The sequence below is a fragment of the Salipaludibacillus agaradhaerens genome, from assembly GCF_002019735.1.
Classification (GTDB): Bacteria; Bacillota; Bacilli; order Bacillales; family Salisediminibacteriaceae; genus Salipaludibacillus; species Salipaludibacillus agaradhaerens.
Map to the genome: position 1 here is coordinate 3946337 of NZ_KV917378.1, position 15860 is coordinate 3962196.

A 15860-nucleotide genomic window follows, 5' to 3' on the forward strand; every position below is an offset into this window, starting at 1 on the left:
AGGTAAATAGAATGAAGGAATTAACATCTATTGAACATTATCATGATGTAATCGGTGGGGAGGGAACAGTTTTAATGTTTTCTGCTGGCTGGTGCCCTGATTGTGTTGTGATTGAACCGGTGCTGCCTGAGTTAGAAGAAAAACATAGTGATTTGGCATTTTATAAAGTGAATCGAGATGACTTTATTGAATTATGTCAAGAATTAGAAGTATTTGGTATCCCGAGTTTTCTCGTGTTCAAAAACGGAAAAGAAGTCCATCGATTTGTAAGTAAAGATAGAAAAACGAAGGAAGAAATTGACGCATTTTTAAGTGAAGCTAAAGAGAAATAATACTCATTAAAGTAAGCGATAAATAGACTGTTGAGATATAATGTACTCAACAGTCTATTTTGTATTGGAAATGTCTATGTGACTTAACTTGTACGGTAGGTAGAAGTGGGGAAGAATATGGACAATGGTGCTATTTTTACAGCTGCTACGGCATTTGATAGAGAATATGAAAAAACCTAATTTGTTGTAGAGTTATTGAGTTGTTAGTGGGAATAGACATGAATATCTAAAGCGATTAGAGCTAGTTGTTCATGTCTATTTCTAAGTTGGTATTTAGAGCAGATATGTTGTTGATTAATCTCATTACTGAAAGCAAACTTTAAACCTTTAAAAGATACATCTGTTTTTTAATGAAATTATGAGCAAGACAATTGGTAATAGTGCGCTCACGTGTTAAACTAGCCGTGTACTGGAGGGACGAAACAATGAAATCAATTCAAATAAAAAGAGAGATAGAGAGCAAGTTAACTAATAACAATTGGGTAACATCTTATAATAGGGAACAAGATACACTGCGAATTGTTGATAAACGTGTTGATAAAGGGGTGACGATCAATTTAGCTAATCTCGCTCCGAAGTTTGAAAAAGATAAAGAAAAAGCTTTACAAGAAACGATCAATACGATTACTGAAGGATTAAGACTGTTAACGGCAGAGCTAGAACTATCGGGAAGAGAGCGTCACATTTTCCCGGTTATACGTTCCACATCTTTTCCTACAGAAACACCGGATGGCAGACAGTTAATTTATAGTGACCATACGGCTGAAACACGCATTTTTTATGCACTGGATCAAGGGGGATCTTATTCATTAATTGACAAAAAAACATTAGAAAAAGAGAAAAAAACATTTGAGGAAATTAAGGAAACAGCACTGTTTAATATTAGATCGTTAAATAACGAGATGAAAGAAGATAAAGTAGCAGGAAATACATTCTACTTTCTTACAACTGGAGATGGTTACGAAGCTAGTAGGCTGCTTAATGAAACATTATTGAAAGAGATGAATGAAAAAGCATTAGGTCAACTAACAGTGGCGGTCCCGCATCATGATGTGATTATTTTTGGAGACATCCAAAACGAAGTAGGATATGATGTTTTAGCGCAAATGGTGTTTCAATTTTTCTCTGAGGGAGGACTCCCTATTACAGCGCTACCATTCATGTATGAAAATGGAGAATTAGAACCAATATTTATTTTAGCTCAGAAAAAACGTCAAGAGACGAAAAAAGATTGATGATTTTTATCGCTACAAAAGTTAATATGAAAGAAGGAAGATTAAAGAAGAATCGCCCAAAGGTGGTTCTTTTTTATTCAAACGTGTAAAGAGATGAAATAGGTGATAAAAATGACGAATAAAAATTCTAATGGATTTATATCGAAAATAAAAAAGTGGATGTTTCCAGATGATGATGAATCGGTAGCAGAACCTAAAAAACAGAAACGCTCAGTGTCGATTCAGCGAGCTCAGCCATTAAATCGTCCAGTCAAAAAAAGTCAACATGATGTGAAAGTGCTTCGTCAATATCCGGAAGGGAGCTTTAGGTTTCCTGTTATTAAAGACACCCCTACTGAGAAAAAGGGGCCGTCTCGGTTTAGCAAAAATTCAAGTGGCTCATTTTCACGTCCTGCTACTGAGCGACGTACTGAGATGAGACCCTTTCAAAAAAAGATGATGATGCAAGAGACGGTTTCTCAGGAAGGGAACAATACGACAGAAAGAAGAATGTTTCAAGGGCATGATTTTAGAGCCCGTTCTATACCGTCACCGGTTCACGGCTTTGGAGAGAGACAATCAAGGACCTCTACTACGTTTGATAGTAAGAAACGACCTATTGTTAGCGTAACTCCCCTTAATAAAGAAGGGGCCCGTGATAAAATTATTCAGAAGAGAGAAGAAGAGCCTGCAAAGGATATCACAAAGGGGTTTGAGGCTTCAGAGGTGAGGGGTTCTTCTCTTAGAAGCAACACTCATCAGGCTGTTTATAAACACAGGGAGGAGAAGAAGGAGACAAATGAAAATCCACCGTTCGTTAAAGAGAGTAGCGATGCCTTAATGGCAGAACCGCGGAGTGAGTCAATTCCTGACTCAGTTATGTCCGTGTCGAACGATTTACAGCGTGATGATAAAGAAAGCGATTGGTTATCTGATTCATCAAAGCAGGAAACTGAAAAAGCCCCTCCAATGGCACAACAGCCGTTTTCACAGGGTGCTAAGAAAGCTACTGATAGTGAATCACAACCTGAGCCCAACCACCTTGTTACGACCGATGGTGTCAGTAGTCTTGGTGAAGGGGAAGAACCGACATATGATTTTCCAACACTAAATTTGCTCAACCATACGAAAGTGAACACAGGGGATGACGATTGGTGGCTTGATGAAAAGGCACATCAGTTAAATAGTACATTTGAATATTTTCATATTCGAGCTCAAGTGACCGGTGTTACAAAGGGGCCTGCGGTAACTCGCTTTGAAGTGCAGCCGGAACCAGGTGTTAAAGTAAGTAAAATTGTGAATTTAACAGATGATTTGAAGCTTAGTCTGGCAGCGAGAGAAATTCGTATTGAGGCGCCGATTCCAGGAAAAAACACGATAGGAATCGAGGTGCCTAATGAAAACGCTGAGCCTGTTTTTTTGAGAGAGCTGCTTGACGATTCGATTTTTCAACAACATCCTTCACCATTGGCGGTGGCTATGGGAAAAGGGTTATCAGGAGAACCGGTCATTATGGATCTACAAAAGATGCCTCACGGGTTAATTGCTGGGGCCACTGGGTCTGGTAAAAGTGTGTGTGTCAACTCTATTTTAACAAGCATAATATATAAAGCATCCCCTGATGATGTTCGGTTGCTATTAATTGATCCTAAAATCGTGGAACTTGCACCTTATAATGATGTTCCACATTTGGCAGCCCCAGTCATAAATGATCCAAAAGAAGCAACAGAAAGCTTGAAATGGGCTGTAGCAGAAATGGAGAGACGTTATGAAGAGTTTGCTAGAGCGGGTGCAAGGGATATAGCGCGTTATAATAAGAAGATGAAGCAGAGTGGTCAAGAAGATGATACCTTGCCTTATATACTCATTGTCGTAGATGAGTTGGCGGACCTCATGATGGTGTCGCCACAAGATGTTGAAGATGCCATCTGCCGTATTGCCCAAAAGGCAAGAGCGTGTGGTATCCATTTACTCGTTGCGACTCAACGTCCTTCTGTAGATGTTATTACAGGGCTTATTAAAGCGAATATTCCTACTAGAGTGGCTTTCTCTGTATCTTCTCAAGCAGATTCTAGAACGATTCTCGATGGTGGGGGAGCAGAAAAGTTGCTTGGAAAAGGGGACATGCTTTTATTAGAGAGTGGTACGTCAAAGCCCGTTAGACTTCAAGGAACGTTCGTCTCAGATGATGAAATAGAACGTGTTGTAGACTATGTGAAGCACTCGCAACATCCAGGTTATTTATTTGAAAAGGCAGAATTGAAAGAGCAAGTAGCCGCGGAAACAGAAGATCCGTTATTTGAAGAAGTGTGCGATTTTGTTGTGGAACAACAAGCTGCTTCTGCTTCATTGATTCAACGACGTTTTCGTATTGGCTATAATAGAGCTGCTCGTATGATTGATGATATGGAAGCACGTGGGATTGTATCGCCACAACGAGGAAGCAAACCGAGAGAGGTTTATTTGACAAACCATACCCATAAAGACGACAATAGGTAAAAGAGCGAAATTAAGACTACACATTCCGCTACTTTTTTAATACAATGGTTAGTAATTGTTATTAAATAAGACAATTGAATATGAAGGGATCCGTGAAAGGCTTTTCAGGTGGTAAGAACGGAACAACATTGTTAAGTTCATCACGTTTCACTCGAGATCGAACTAATACCAGGGAGGGATGTTCGTATGCAACAGATATCTTTGGAAAATTTGGTTCAACATGTGTCTCCACAGTGGCTTCACCTATTAACATCTAAGGAACGGTCCCAATCAATTGTATTAAGAGACGGCCTCCAGCGTTTAAATGCTGAAGATTTAGCAGAAATTATGGAAGCCGTTATTCAAGAACATGCTAAAAAATACTATTATCATTAACGAAAAATAATGAGGGGTTTCAAGGAGAAAATCAATGAAAGAAATTCATTTAAAGCTTCAGGGAAAAATTAAACGTTTAACAAACAAAACTTTTAAATTTGATGAACGTGTTAGTGAAGGTTGGTTTTCAGCTGTTTATTTTTTAAAAACAAAAGAAATAGCTGAAAAATATAAACCAGATAACATCGTCACGATGCAATTCTTTCAGAAAAAAAAGGCAGTTCTTTGTGGAACTGATGAAGTCATTGCGCTACTTGAAACATTCGCAGTGCATCCTGAAGAGCTGGAAATCCATTCACTTGAAGACGGCGATAAAGTTGAGCCATTTGAAACAGTGATGACGATAACGGGTCCCTATCAATATTTTGGTTTTTTAGAAGGTGTTATAGACGGTATTTTTGCAAGGAGAACCTCTGTGGCTACTAACGTTTATGAAGTTGTTACAGCAGCAAAGTCAGCTGGGAAAGAAAAACCGATCATATTTATGGGTGATCGCGATGACCATTTTATGATGCAATCAGGTGATGGTTATGCAGCGTATATCGGTGGTTCTAAAGCTCAAGCAACACATGCTATGAATGAATGGTGGGGGAAGCGAGGCATGGGTACGATGCCTCACGCACTCATTCAGTTATTTGAAGGGGATTTAGTAGAAGCGACTAAAGCATACAAAGAGACTTACCCTGACGACAATTTATTAGCACTGGTAGATTATAATAATGATGTCATTACAGATTCGCTGAAAGTAGCGAGAGAATTTGGTGATGAATTAGAAGGGGTTAGGCTTGATACCTCTAACCACTTAATTGATAAATACTTTACCCGACACCCGGAAGTTCTCGGCACATTTGACCCTAGAGGGGTCAATCCCACGTTATTATTCGCCCTTCGTGAGGCGCTAGATAATGAAGGATTTCAACATGTGAAGATTGTGGCCTCTGGGGGATTTGATGCTGAACGAATTGAACGGTATGAACGTATGGGAGCACCTGTAGATATGTATGGTGTGGGGAATAGTCTACTTAAAATTCACATTGGGTTCACAGGGGACAATGTGAAACTAAATGGTGATCATCAAGCTAAGGAAGGTCGCCGTTTCCGGGAAAATCCTCGTTTAAACCGTATTACATTTGGTCAATGAAATAAGTAGTTCGTAACTTATGAATGATGATCAAATAGTGCTGTAAGGGAACATAAAAGCTGTTCATTGTGGATGAATGAACAGCTTTTTCTTAACGGATAAATTCAGATAAGCTGATGCTTACCTCAATAAAATGAGTGTTATTTTTGATATAATATTTCTAAAGAGGTATGTTTATCACAGAGAACCGTCTGTAAATCTCCCTGCTCCAAACTCAAGCGGAGAGCGACATTATTTAGATGGGTTCTAACGGCCAGTAAAGTTCTGATTCGCTCATCTACCAATCAGTGGGCGTGAAACGGAAACACCCACTGATTGAAGATCGTTTTATTATGCAATTACTATGTCAACTTTCAAACTAGCACCTGTTCATCTAAAGGAACTGAGGCATTGTCAGAAGGAAAATAGCAGCATTATTAATGCGGAAAATGATAGTTCCTGAAAATGGTGTGAAGCGGGTGATACGTTGTGTCACTTATGCTTTACTTAATAAATAAGTTTTACTTCTCAAAGGGGTTATTGGAGATGAACGGCAGAAGAGCGGAATTTTTAATCGATCTTCAAAAAATAAAAGCGCAAAAACAAAAAAAAATAAATGATATTTTTGCGGATTTATATGAATGGATGTTTATTTATCTTCAAACGGAAACGAATCTTCGGGAAAAGGTCCGTGCCAAACAATTATTTAGACATAAACTCGACCTGAATAAAGAAGAAGTATTAGATAATGATTTACAAGTCCATTTAGAACATTGGCTATTATTAGATTATGTAACGGTCGCAGGCTCCAGGCTGTTTGATATATTCGTACGAACCAAACAAGAAAAAATGTCTAAAGAGATGCTCGAGCTTAGTGGTATTTTAATGCTTGTGCATTTTGAACCTGTGAAAGTGATCGATGTGGAAAAAGAAGTGGTCACGTACGATACATTATTCGGTGATAATACAGATCTTTTTCAGGCTTCCCCATTTCTTTTTAGTGTGGATGTGAGACCTGAACAATTAGCGCTCATACGTACCGCAACGATTGGATTTGAAAGAAAAATAATTGGTCCATCCATTGTTATAGATCCTTCTTTTGAATCGGAAGTAGCGGGTATATTTAAAGATGTACATGATCAAGGATACCATGTTTGGCGCCGATACTTTAAAGAATATGGTATTGACATGCTAAAATATAGAAAAAAAACGTAAACATCATAAAAATAACAATGAAATAGGTTATAATCACATATACTTAAATTAAAGTCTCTCTTTATTAACTAAAAGAGTACCTTTACTTCACAATAAGCATCTATTGAAGCAAGATCCTGTTAAATTATCAAGACCATTGCGTCATGGTGAGCCGCTTTTTTTTCTGCTATAATAGTGTAGCGTCCAAGGGGAAAAAATAGGATAATAAACCTTAAATATGTTTATGACCAAATCTAAATCTTGTTGTGACTAACTTTTTTTATAAATAAATATGATTTGAAAAAAGCGCATTAAAATTAGTCGTACTTTAATTAAATCGTGGAGGTTCAACGATGACAGCATATCATTTTATTGGAATAAAAGGCTCTGGCATGAGTGCGTTGGCACAAATATTATCTGACATGAAACATCATGTCCAAGGGTCAGATGTCAACAAAATCTTCTTTACACAAAAACCTTTAGAGAGTAAAGGGATTCCAATATATCCTTTTGAGAAAGCGAATATTCATGAAGAGCAAACGATTATTGCTTCTCCAGCCTATAACGACGAGAATGCTGAAATACAGGCAGCAAAAGAAAAAAACATGAAAATTCATTACTATCCACACTTTTTAGGGGAATTTATTCAAAACTTTACAAGTGTTGCAGTTACAGGTTCGCACGGAAAAACATCGACAACGGGACTGCTTTCCCATGTGATAGGTGAAGCTCGCCCTACATCCTATTTAATAGGTGATGGGACAGGGAAAGGTGAAGAAAACAGTGAGTATTTTGTTTTTGAAGCCTGTGAGTATCGAAGACATTTTTTAAATTATCATCCTGACTATGCGATTATGACAAATATTGACTTTGATCATCCTGACTATTTTAAAAATGTTGAGGATGTTTTTGAGGCGTTTCAAAGCATGGCTATGCAAGTTAAGAAAGCATTGATTGCATGTGGTGACGACGTATATTTACAACGTCTCAATGCCCAAGTGCCAGTACTATATTATGGATTAACCGAAGATAATGATTTTTATGCCAAGGATATTCAGTCAGATGCTGAAGGGACTCATTTTGATGTTTATGTTCGTAGTTCCTTTTATGGGTCATTTTCGATTCCAGGATATGGGGATCATAATGTGTTGAATGCTTTAGCTGTCATTACTCTCTGTGATTACGAAAATATTGAGCTGGCTACTGTCCAGAAACAGTTAAAAACATTTCAAGGGGTAAAACGTCGTTTTAGTGAAAAAGAGCTGGGAAATCAAATCCTCATTGATGATTATGCCCATCATCCAACTGAAATTTCAGCCACAATAGAAGCTGCGCATAAAAAATATCCTGAGAAGGAAGTTGTGGCTGTTTTTCAACCTCATACTTTTTCTCGAACGCAAGCATTTCTTGATGAGTTTGCGTCTAGTTTATCGGCGGCTGATCGTGTTTATTTATGTGATATTTTCTCATCTGCTCGTGAAAATAATGGGGAATTAACTATTCACGATCTACAAGATAAAATTTCAGGCTGTGAGATTATTCATGAAGAAAAAACAGATGTCTTGCAGACACATGAAAACAGTGTCATTATTTTTATGGGAGCTGGAGATGTACAAAAATTCCAGAAGGCATACGAACAAACGTTAGAAAAACGAGTGAAATAGGGGAAGGTCAAAAAATCTGTTGTGAATGAACACAACAGATTTTTTATAATTAAAACAAACGAGGATTATTAAATAATACGAAAGTAATAGACTTTTACTTTAAGTTTTCTGGATTTAACTCTTGTAAGTCCTCTGTAACAAAGCGCCCATCTTTACGGATCAATTCACCATCAAAATAAATGCTTCCACCACCATATTCAGGTCGCTGAATCGTGACAATATCCCAATGGATAGCTGAATCATTGTGGTTATAAGCATTGTCGTATGCTTGTCCAGGGGTGAAGTGAAAGCTACCATCGATTTTTTCATCAAATAAAATGTCTTGCATCGGGTGTAAAATATAAGGGTTCACTCCGATGGCGAATTCACCAATATAACGTGCTCCTTCATCTGTGTTTAAGATATCATTAATTTTTTTAGGGTGATTAGATGTGGCTTCAATTATTTTACCTTGCTCAAATGTGAATGAGATATTTTCAAATGTCGTACCTTGATAAGGCGATGCTGTATTATACGTAATGGTACCATTTACAGAATCCTTGACAGGGGCTGTATAAACTTCTCCGTCTGGTATATTTAATTTACCCGCACACTTTATAGCTGGCATCTCTTTTATAGAAAAATGTAAGTCTGTGCCTTCACCTGTAATATGTACGTGATCTGTACGAGTCATTCGTTTCACGAGGGAGTCCATTGCTTTATCCATTTTGGCGTAATCCAAATTACATACATTAAAATAAAAATCCTCGAAACCTTCTGTACTCATCTGCGCTAATTGGGCCATAGAATGACTAGGATAGCGAAGGACAACCCATTTGGTATGCGGTACTCTAATTTTTCTATGGACCTCTGTTCCGACTGTTTGCTCGTGAAGGCTCATCTTTTCTGATGGGACATCGGATAATTCGTTTATATTGTTTCCAGCCCTTAAGCCGATGTATGCATCCATCTGTTTCATGACGTAAGATTCAAAATCAGCAGTCATCTTTTGCTGGATATTTGAAGCACCTTTAATCAAGTAGCGGTTTATTTCATGCTCTTTCAGGGAAACGAAAGGAATAGCTTCGGCGGCGTAAGCCTCTTCCACAAGGGCTTGAACTAATTCTTTTTGCACGCCAAAATTTTCGATAAGGATTTTTTCTCCTTTCTGTAAATTGATTGAGTAACGAATAAGATTTTTTGCTAAAGTTGTTATACGAGGATCTCGCATGTTTGGCCTCCTTTAAAAGTGAAATGATCATTACCCTTCTATTTTACACGGATGATAAAAAAGAAGCGAGAAACGTAACGGAGGGAAGGTTCGTTTTATTAGGAAGGTGACCTGATCTTGTGGAGGTATGACAGTTTACGGTACAATGAAGAAAAACGGCATAATTGGGAGGTGTCAGACATGGAATGGTTAATGAGTGTAAGTGTAGCGGTCATTGCTGTGGCATTTGTGTTATTTGTTATTTATTCAATTAGCATCTTCATCTCGATAAAAAAAACAATGGTGAATATCTATGCAACTGTTGAAGATTTAAAAGGGGAGATGGAAGGTGTTAAGAAAGAAACTGAACAATTATTACATAAAACAAATCGTCTAGCTGATGATATACAACATAAGTCAAATTCGTTGAATAGTGTGTTTGATGCAGCAGAAGACTTGGGGCAAACTTTTCAACACGTCAATCAATCAGTTAAAAAAGTATCCTATGCTGTTTCTAAGCAAGCAGATGAACAATCTGAACAGGTCGCGCAAGCTGTCAAATGGGGAAATGTCATATTAGAGTTTTGGTCAAAATGGCAGGCTAAGAAAGCGGAGAAAGCAGCAAAAGCAGAGAGCACTGTTACCTCACGTGGTGAATAAGGAATAATATGAGGGAGGAATTATTATGAGTGATAAAATGAACACAAAAGATTTTTTAATTGGTACTTTAATAGGTGGGATTGTTGGTGCTTCAGCAGCATTTTTATTTGCCCCTAAATCAGGGAGAGAATTACGTCAAGATATTAATGAGCAAGCAAGAGCCGCTAAGGATAAAACATCTGACTGGACCAATCAGGCAGTTGAGAAAGGAAGCACAATGGCTTCAACAGCTGCAAGAAGTGTGACAGATCAATCAACACAACTTATTGATAAAGTGAAAAAATTAGCGCTGTCTGTTAGAAAAGATATGCAGACTTTATCTGAATCAGCTGACTACTTAGCGGATGATTTGAATGGTATCAGCGAGGATATTGCTGCTTCTGTTAGACAAGAAGTAGAAGATTTACAACGCTCTGTTGAACAACTTGTTAAAGAAGTGGAGCAAAAAGAGCAGGAAAAGAAAGCAAAGCAAGATGGGCAACAGCATTAAGGAGGATGACGCCAGCGATGAATAAATTGACTGATAGCACTGAACTTACACAATTACTTACAAATGAAGAGACGTTTTTCTTGCTGAAAAACAGCACGACATGCCCGGTTAGCAGTGATGCTTTTCAAGAGATGGAAACGTACGCTAAAGCAAATGAGACACTTCCTGTTTTTTATTTAAACGTACAGGAGTTGCGTGATGTCTCAAATAAAGTAGCTGAGGATTTCGGTATTAAGCATGAATCCCCGCAACTCATTTTATTTAAACAAGGCAAGGCTGTATGGAATACGTCTCATTGGAATGTGACAGGTAAGAATGCTGAAGAAGCAGTGGCTGAATTTAGCTGAACCATTAGTATTCGAATTCATCAATTAACTGGGGATAAGGCATGCCTTCCAAGTTGACCGAGAGTGACATTCTTACAGAACAATTAACAAAGTAGTAATTATGGCTGTAAATCCATTACAAAAATGACCTCAATCTTGAACGGATGAGGTCATTTTTACGTATTTTGACGTACAATTATCACAGATAACCGTCAGGAAAGAGGAGAGCGACATTTATTTAGGCGGGAGCTAACAGCCGCTCATGTCCTGAATCACTCAACTAGCATCAGTTGGGGAAGCAAAAAATGCCACTGATTAAAGCTTAGCTTTATTAAGCATCAACCCATTTTAATTGTAAAACATCACCATGATGAATCTCGCTAGAGAATGAGGTTTCTTCATCGTTTCTTAAAATAACGGGTTTTTTCCGTTCTTCTTTTTCGGGGCGTTGTATCTTCACTTTAGTGAACACATCTTGGAAAATAAAAGGCGTTACAGTCTTTTTTTTAATCTCCAAAGAGTCCCCGTGCTTTATTTTGGAATCAACGGTCACTTTATCTTTATTAATGTAACAGTCATATAGCTCTTTCTCGAGATAAACGGGTTTCCCATTAAATGTGACGATGAGCTCTCTAGTGACTGTATCGTAATTATGAGATAATACATCTTTTATTGTAGGTGGAGCGTCGTCTTTTTTTACGATATCTAATCGATCACCCTGCTGAATAGGAGCTTTTAGTGAGACACTTTTACCGTTAAGGAGAAGTGCTGATTCAGTTGTTTCAAAAGACATAGGCTGTCCATTAAGTGTTACTTTCATGCGCTGTGATATGACTTGTTCTCTAGCTATATGAAGGAGAGGCAAGACGTCCTCAACCGTTTCAGGGAGTTGACAGACAATCGTATCGCGGTCTTTCAATGATGCATTAAAGGCTGTCTCTTCTCCATTTTTAATTAACCGAGGTGAAAGGCGCTTTTCCTCCCCATTAAATATGATAGTCAGTTCAGGAGGTTGATCTACAACATCTTGAATAGTTGCTGAAGCATCTTGGCCATTTGACCCTCTTTCTACTTCAATATGATCGCCATGAATTAATGGCGCATCAAGTTCAGTTGGAACGCCGTTCTTTTTTAATAGTGGTGGTGTACCATGCATGCCAGGAATCGATACAACTCGGCCGTTTACTTTTACCATGATGGCCATTCCCGGTTTACCATAAAGCTTTGGTAATTCAAGCCCGCTAGATAGGAGTCCGTCTCCTACTGTCAGCTTTTTAATATCGAATAAACGCACGCTTTCATCGTTCACTTGAATACTAATGTATTCTACTGGACTTTCTTTTGCTGCAATGGCAATACCAATAGGCGTGACAAGCTCTGGTGTTGCATCATATTCTTTTTCAAACGTGAGCTTTTTAATAGCATCAATCCCCCTAATGGCCACACGGTTTTCAGGAAGTTCCAGTCGCTCAGCAATCTTCTCTGGTAAATGAGGTGTCATACTACCTCCTCCAACAAGCATGACAGCCTTTGGTGCTTTACCGTTTAGCTTTAAGACTTCCCTTGCTATTTGATCGGCTAAATGATTGATAGCACCTTCAATGGGCTTAATAATCTCGTCACGAGAGAATGATGTTTCTAGCCCTAAAATATCGGTCATCATTAACTCATCGTGACTAGATAGCTGTCGCTTAATATTTTCCGCATCAGGGAAGTCTAATAAAAAGTGATCACTCAAGGCTTCTGTAATTTCGTCTCCAGCATTCGGGACCATCCCATATGCTGTAACAGTACCTAAGTCAGTAATCGCAATGTCTGAGGTTCCCGCTCCTATATCTACTAAGGCGACATTAAGCCGTCTCATAGAGGAAGGAATAAGGACATTTATGGCTGCAATAGGTTCTAAAGTTAATGCTTCTAATTCAAGGTCGGCACGCTGCAATGCTGAAATTAAAGATTCTACAACAACTTTAGGTAGAAAAGTTGCAATAACTTCAATTGATACCTTTTCTCCACGTTGGTCGAGTAAACTACCAATCACTTCACCATCTAAGCAGTAATTAATAACTGAGTAACCGACACAGTAATCATTTATTTTTTGCCTACTGTCAGCATTTTCATTAGCTAATTCAAATTGCGCTTTTTGGACAGCGCTTAATTCGAGATGGAGTAAGGAGGGCCGATCAAAAATTGGTTTTCCGAGTATGTCCCTTTCTACAAGTGCGCGCTTCGTCTTTAAAGAACGCCCAGCAGCTGCGACGCATACCTTTTTTAATTTACCATGGGTTGCTTCTAAATGTTCTTTCACCTGAAGAATTTTCTCTGATACAGCGAGAACATTATGTATTTGACCATCAAGCATGGATCGCTCATCATGTTCAATTGAGTAAACGTCTAAAACATGGTATCCTTGATCTCTTTTCTCAAGCATGAGGCCAACCACAGAACGGGTGCCAATATCGAGACCAAAAATAAGGTTAGATGAAGCCTCTTTCATATACAATTCACCTCGTATAAAATGATATGCTTTATTCATTAAAAATACTGATTGCAATTAAACAGCTTGGACATATAAAGCCTGAATAAGAGAAATAGCTCGTAAATAGTGATTGAACGATAGAAAATAGAAAATCGTTAGGCTTCCTCTTAAGAATAGTCGCTTATTGTCAATTAATAAATGAGCATTTTACGCTTAATACTAATTAGGAATCAAATTGAGGGCTTATTTCAGTATAATGCGTTCGATTTATCACCATTACAATGAGTTTTTTGTGTAGTTAGTATAAGTATCATGCCAAAAATCTCATTATAAAATGACTTAAAAGGAAGTACCCTATCGTAAATAAGTAAATTAACTGTCTAAATGTCTCTCATTGTGTTATTTTTTATTATACATGAAATTGTTTAATGGTTGGTATAGCAACATTTTTTAACCTCACAATCACTTTAATGCTTAAAAGCGTTTAAGAATTAAAGAAAAAGTGATGACATTCTTAATAATATCGTTTATAATAGTGGCTAAATGAAAAGTCTTAAGAGGCTTTGCTGCTAAGAGAGGGGTTTTTTTGATGGGAAATGAACAATTAGAAGAGTTGAGAGACCAATTGGATAGCATTAATGAACAATTGGTTGAGTTAATTAATGAGCGAGCGAAAGTAGCGCAAGAGATTGGACGAGTGAAGCGGGCGCAGGGTCTTAATAGGTTTGATCCAGTTAGAGAGCGCAAAATGCTAGATATTATTGAAAATAAGAACAAGGGGCCGTTTGAAACGTCAACCCTTCAACATATTTTTAAACAAATTTTTAAAGCTAGTCTGGAATTACAAGAAGACGACCATAGTAAAGCATTGCTCGTATCACGTAAAAAACAACCACAAGATACGATCGTGACAATCCGTGGTGAAAAGGTCGGGAATGGTGAACAGCGTTTAATTGCTGGTCCTTGTTCTGTAGAAAGTTTTGAACAGGTAGACGAAGTGGCTAAAGCACTGAAAAAAGAGGGGATTAAGTTTCTTCGTGGAGGTGCTTACAAGCCAAGAACATCGCCATATGATTTCCAAGGTTTAGGTGAAGAGGGACTTAAGATATTAAAAGAAATTGCAGATAAGCACGACTTGGCTGTCATCAGTGAAATTGTGACGCCACATGACATAGAGAAAGCTGTTGATTACCTTGATGTCATTCAAATTGGTGCGAGAAACATGCAGAACTTTGAGTTACTAAAAGCTGCTGGAAGCGTCGATAAGCCTATTTTATTAAAACGTGGTTTGTCAGCGACGATTCAAGAATTTATTAATGCTGCTGAATATATTCATTCAAAAGGAAACGGCAATATTATGCTATGTGAGCGTGGTATTCGTACTTATGAAACAGCCACACGTAATACGCTAGACATTTCGGCCGTGCCGATCTTAAAACAAGAAACACACTTACCTGTATTCGTAGATGTGACACATTCAACTGGACGACGAGATTTGCTTCTACCTACAGCTAAAGCTGCCCTTGCTGTTGGAGCAGATGGTGTTATGACAGAGGTTCATCCAGACCCTGCTGTTGCTCTCTCTGATTCAGCACAGCAAATGGATATTCCTCAGTTTCATGAATTCATGAAAAATTTGGAAGAATCAGGTCTGTACAAAAAGACTCAAGCAGCTTCGTCTAAATAGTAAGGTGTTCATCTATATAAGAGAAAGCTCCCTTTAAATAGGGGCTTTTTCTTGTGTTAGAAAAGGTCTTTATCACAGATAAAAGTCCGTAAAACGCCTGCGTCAAATTAAAGAAGAGAGCGACATCTATTTAGGCGGGAGATAATGGACGCTAATGTCCTAATTCACGCAACGATCAATCAGTGGGCCTAGGACGAAAATGCCGATTGATTGAAGGGTCGTTTTATGTCAATGACTGTCCAATTGTTAAGAAAAAATCAAATGATCTCTTTCTTAGATTAAAAGAAGTTCATAGCAAAGTTCGACAAAAAGGAATAGTTTCCAGTTTTTTGAGACACGCTAGCATTAGAAAGTGATAGGTCCTATAAGTCATGCGAAAGGTATTCAATGGTTGAAAAAAATACTAAAGTAAACGTCGGTCGTGCTAATGGACGTTTGAACTTTTAAAACGTGAGACTGCTACATTTAACATACCATTTACACTGTATACGGATATACCGACATTATCTACATACGATCCTGTAAGCCTGATGATAAAGATGACACACTTCTGAAAAAAATAGTCATATTATTGCCGATATACGGTAATGAAGAACCAATTTGGAAAAGGAAAAGCGACACGAATACATAG

13 protein-coding genes are annotated in these 15860 nt (G+C 38.0%); 11 read left to right on the plus strand and 2 right to left on the minus strand.

Annotated features, from left to right (window positions below; all coding sequences use genetic code 11):
* Window positions 1–11 precede the first annotated feature (11 nt).
* The 7 genes from BK581_RS18105 (at window position 12) to murC (ending at window position 8398) form a co-directional block, all read left to right on the plus strand.
* Entirely contained in the window at window positions 12–332 is a 321-nt protein-coding gene (locus BK581_RS18105) for a thioredoxin family protein (protein ID WP_078579484.1), read from the plus strand.
* 425 nt (window positions 333–757) lie between these two features.
* Window positions 758–1567: a DUF1444 family protein gene (locus BK581_RS18110; RefSeq protein WP_078579485.1), complete on the plus strand. Its 810-nt coding sequence runs from the start codon at window positions 758–760 to the stop codon at window positions 1565–1567.
* A 111-nt stretch (window positions 1568–1678) separates the two neighbouring features.
* The gene (locus BK581_RS18115; protein WP_245829150.1) at window positions 1679–4045 is read left to right on the plus strand and encodes a DNA translocase FtsK; all 2367 of its coding nucleotides are present in this window, start codon (window positions 1679–1681) and stop codon (window positions 4043–4045) included.
* Between the two features lie 186 nt (window positions 4046–4231).
* On the plus strand, window positions 4232–4420 hold the full coding sequence (locus BK581_RS18120) for a hypothetical protein (RefSeq protein WP_078579486.1): 189 nt from the start codon (window positions 4232–4234) through the stop codon (window positions 4418–4420).
* A 34-nt stretch (window positions 4421–4454) separates the two neighbouring features.
* Window positions 4455–5561, plus strand: coding sequence for a nicotinate phosphoribosyltransferase (locus BK581_RS18125; RefSeq protein WP_078579487.1), 1107 nt, complete (start codon window positions 4455–4457; stop codon window positions 5559–5561).
* 525 nt (window positions 5562–6086) lie between these two features.
* Window positions 6087–6755: a hypothetical protein gene (locus BK581_RS18130; protein ID WP_078579488.1), complete on the plus strand. Its 669-nt coding sequence runs from the start codon at window positions 6087–6089 to the stop codon at window positions 6753–6755.
* A 332-nt stretch (window positions 6756–7087) separates the two neighbouring features.
* Window positions 7088–8398 (plus strand): UDP-N-acetylmuramate--L-alanine ligase, encoded by a 1311-nt coding sequence (gene murC, locus BK581_RS18135; RefSeq protein WP_078579489.1) that lies wholly within the window; start codon window positions 7088–7090, stop codon window positions 8396–8398.
* 94 nt (window positions 8399–8492) lie between these two features.
* Here murC and BK581_RS18140 read toward each other — a convergent pair whose 3' ends face one another.
* Window positions 8493–9608, minus strand: coding sequence for an aminopeptidase (locus BK581_RS18140; protein ID WP_078579490.1), 1116 nt, complete (start codon window positions 9606–9608; stop codon window positions 8493–8495).
* Between the two features lie 180 nt (window positions 9609–9788).
* Here BK581_RS18140 and BK581_RS18145 point away from each other — a divergent pair, with 180 nt between their 5' ends.
* Genes BK581_RS18145 through ytxJ form a run of 3 tightly spaced genes read left to right on the plus strand, consistent with a single transcriptional unit; the run spans window position 9789 to window position 11084 of the window.
* Entirely contained in the window at window positions 9789–10247 is a 459-nt protein-coding gene (locus tag BK581_RS18145; protein WP_078579491.1) for a DUF948 domain-containing protein, read from the plus strand.
* A 25-nt stretch (window positions 10248–10272) separates the two neighbouring features.
* Window positions 10273–10737: a YtxH domain-containing protein gene (locus BK581_RS18150; protein ID WP_078579492.1), complete on the plus strand. Its 465-nt coding sequence runs from the start codon at window positions 10273–10275 to the stop codon at window positions 10735–10737.
* Between the two features lie 17 nt (window positions 10738–10754).
* Complete coding sequence (gene ytxJ, locus BK581_RS18155; RefSeq protein ID WP_078579493.1) at window positions 10755–11084, plus strand: bacillithiol system redox-active protein YtxJ; 330 nt, start codon at window positions 10755–10757, stop codon at window positions 11082–11084.
* Between the two features lie 310 nt (window positions 11085–11394).
* On the opposite strand, the gene BK581_RS18160 is transcribed toward ytxJ, so the two are convergent.
* Complete coding sequence (locus tag BK581_RS18160; RefSeq protein WP_078579494.1) at window positions 11395–13560, minus strand: cell division FtsA domain-containing protein; 2166 nt, start codon at window positions 13558–13560, stop codon at window positions 11395–11397.
* Between the two features lie 571 nt (window positions 13561–14131).
* Here BK581_RS18160 and BK581_RS18165 point away from each other — a divergent pair.
* Window positions 14132–15229: a bifunctional 3-deoxy-7-phosphoheptulonate synthase/chorismate mutase gene (locus tag BK581_RS18165; protein WP_078579495.1), complete on the plus strand. Its 1098-nt coding sequence runs from the start codon at window positions 14132–14134 to the stop codon at window positions 15227–15229.
* Window positions 15230–15860: the final 631 nt, after the last annotated feature.